Here is a 3,203-nt window from a genome sequence, read left to right on the forward strand (position 1 = left end):
CTCCTGTTCGTAAAGCGCCTCTCTGCGGACACACAGCCGGCCGCCAGGGTAGGGATGTGGTAATCTGCACGGCGTTCTGGGACGGCGCCGTAGACGGGACGGCCCCCTTTTCCTAGACTCCCAACTACTCCACCCCTCCCCGCGCTCCGAACCCCCTTCACGGCCTCTCTTCTGAGGCTCTGGTAAGGTTTTTCCCGCCTCGTGGGGGGCCTTGCTTCGTGTCTGACTGGGTTGCGGCTCTCCACCTGGCGGCTACCTTGTCTGCTCTGTATCTACTGTTGTGGAGGGGGGATGAGGAGTGGTATTTTCCCATATTTGCAGTTGTCACTGTGGTGTGGGCTGTGCCGCTGGTGACGGGCTTTGTGCTTCAGTTCTCCGCCCCCTACGTCCCGAACCCCCTCTACATCTACGGCTTCTACGAGGCGCCTGGGGGGTGGGCGGAGAGAATTAGAGCCACCGCCGAGGCGGCGAGGCTGGCGGCTGAGGCGGCGGCCTCCGCGTTGGAGGGGGCGGCGGTGGCCTCTTCTGTGCTACAGACGTTGATGTTCCTCGGCGCGGTGGCGGCGGCTCCGCTCACCGGCGGGGGGTCTCTGGCGGCGGCTGTCTTCGCGCTCGCCGCCTGGCGCTACATGGACCCGGTGTTTCAGTTGGCCAACGCGGCGTATCAAGCGGCCGTTGGGGTGTATATGGTGTTCCACTTGCTAGAGATACTCGCCTCCTGGGCTGAGAAGTGGTTTGGCCTCTTAATGGCGGCTGGGCTATTCCTCCTGCTGTTCCCCCGCGTGAGGACCTGGGGCGCCTTCCTCACGGCGCTGGCGCTGGCGTTGTACACAGCCGCCGCGGTGGGCGCCTACCTCTCGCCGTTTGGGCTGGCGGTGGCCCAGTGGGCGGAGGAGACGGCAGAATGGGCTAAGTCGGCCCCCGGCTCCACGGGCTCTCTCTCGTATCTCGCAACGCGGGGGGAGGGGGTCGCCCTCCTCCGCTACCACAACTACTTCTCAAGCCGCTGGCTCGTGGAGGAGCTTAACAAAACCTGGACCTCTCTAAACCTCTCTAGGGGGGTTCCCAGATTTGACCTCCTCAGAGGCGTGGAGATACTGGCGGTTAACGGTAGTGACTGGGCGGCGGCGGGGCCGGGGGCGCCTGCCGTGCTCTACGTGGGGAGGAAGAACTTCACAGGGCTGGGGGCTGGCTCCCCATACGCCGTCTATGTCTGGCTGGACTACCCAGCCTCTATTACAAACGCCTCCCTCTGCCTCAACTACCCGGAGACCCACCTGCCCAACGGCACGATGCCCTCTGGAGAGAGCGGCGAGAGGTGGCTTAGGAGGGCTAGGGCTGAGGAGTGCCGACTGTTGTCGGCGCTTTACCCCCTCTACGTTGTAGACACCTCTAAGCCCAGCCACTGGCGGTTGCTACACGCCGGGGTCAACGCCACGGTGACATACGGCGGGGAGTTAGAAAGGGGGGAGAGGAGAGGCGCCGTCGGGGTCTGGGGCTGGGTTGTTAAGCCGGATGTCGAGGCGTGCGGCGTCGGCAACGCCGCTGGGGACTGCCGCGCGCTAGACGTCGCCGAGAGGCCCGGCCAGTTGAAATACGACGTGGGCTGGGACAGGCTGGAGTGGAGGAGGCCAGTTTTAAACACGGCGTGGTCAAACTTCTCTATTCTTCTGCCCAACGCCCCCAGACCTGTAAAAGACGGCTCTGTAGACTTCTACAAGTGGAGGCGGACTTGTGAGTGGTGTTGCCGCTACGTCAACGGCACGTGTGTAGAGTGGTGTTCCTCAACTAGAGAGGAGTGGCAGGAGCCTCGGTACCGCAAGAAGCTGGAAACCCGCCAGCTACAGATAGCAACTATACACCTAGGTAAGCCCTGGGAGCCCTTGGAGGTGCGGAGCGGCGCAGAGATCCCGAAGGTGGACGCGGCTATGCCCTACACCTATAGAGACTGGGAGGTTTGGCACGAGGTGAAATACGGCGATTGGGAGGGAGACGGGGAGCCTCCCCCCGCCGCCTACTGCTACGTACACGACAACCGCACCTATATGAGGATTAGGTTTTGGGACGTCCAACACGCCGCTAGATACGTCTACGGTTTTGTCTGGATGCGGGGGGTTGCCGTGGAGGTGGACGACCGCCGCTCCGCGCTTCCAGATGAATACGGAGACGCGCCGGTTGCCGACGGCGACGGGGTGGCGGTGGTGAATCTCCTCCGCGGCGCGGAGTACGACCAAGAGTGCCACGTGGCTTACTACGGCGCAGATGAGCCAAATTGGCGCCACGTGCCCACGGCGGCTGGAAACATGTCTAAAACCTCCCGGGACTACTTCCTATCTGTCCTCGCAGGCGGGAACTACAGCCGTAGATACGTAGAGGCCCTCTCCCGGCTGATTCCGCCGAATACCTCAAGCCCGATGGCGGAGGCGGCGGGGGGCGAGCTGGGGTATTTCGCGTCTATTGCCCCGAGGCTCTTCTTCCCAATGCCTGACCTAGAGCCGAGGAGTTATAAAGCCGGGCAGTTTAAAATACTCTGCGCCCGCTTCGCCTGGGATAACAACGGCGAGGGCGGCAAAGCCGCCTGGGGGAGGCTCCTCCTGCACCCGGGGGAGGAGGTGTGGCTCTTCGGCTACTCCCTGGGGGATTCCAGAGCCACGAGGGAGTCTATCTCAGCCCTGGCGGAGAGGTGGAGGTGGACGCTGGCGCACCCGCCCCCTCCCCCGCCCGCCTCGTTGACGCCACGCTGGCCCATTCCCTGGAATAACTGGACCTCCCTCCCATACAAGCCGGCGGACGCGCCCCCAATGCCGCCGCCCGACCCCAGGTGGGGTGTGTCTATGTGGGACGTGGGGCTTGTTCTAAACCCCATTGAGCTCTTCGGCACGTTGCTGGGTAGGCTCTGGTGGAGTATCTACGTGGCGTTGCTGACGCCGGTTTTTGTCTTTGAGGCGTTGGCGGTGGTGTTCGGCTTCCCCTCCGCCTCTCGCTATCTGCTTTACATAGTTATAAACGTAATTCAAGACCTCACCTACTGGCTGGGCATTAGGCTGTTTCTCAAGGCGAGGCTGGCGTATAGGCTGGGCAGGGCCGCCGGCTCCCCAGTCAAGAGGGCCTCCGCCAGGCTGGTTAGGAGGCTCGCCCACAGGGGGTGGGCTAAGTACAGAGAGAGGCCGGGGGAGCGGGCTGTTAGACGCAGATTCGAGGCC

The 3,203-nt window shown here is 63.3% G+C and carries 1 pseudogene; it reads left to right on the top strand.

What is annotated here, in order from left to right:
• Positions 1-218 precede the first annotated feature (218 nt).
• Positions 219-3,203: pseudogene (locus ACP5J3_RS12190) on the top strand (hypothetical protein); the annotation flags it as partial.

This window comes from Pyrobaculum sp. (assembly GCF_049971835.1).
Classification (GTDB): Archaea; Thermoproteota; Thermoprotei; order Thermoproteales; family Thermoproteaceae; genus Pyrobaculum.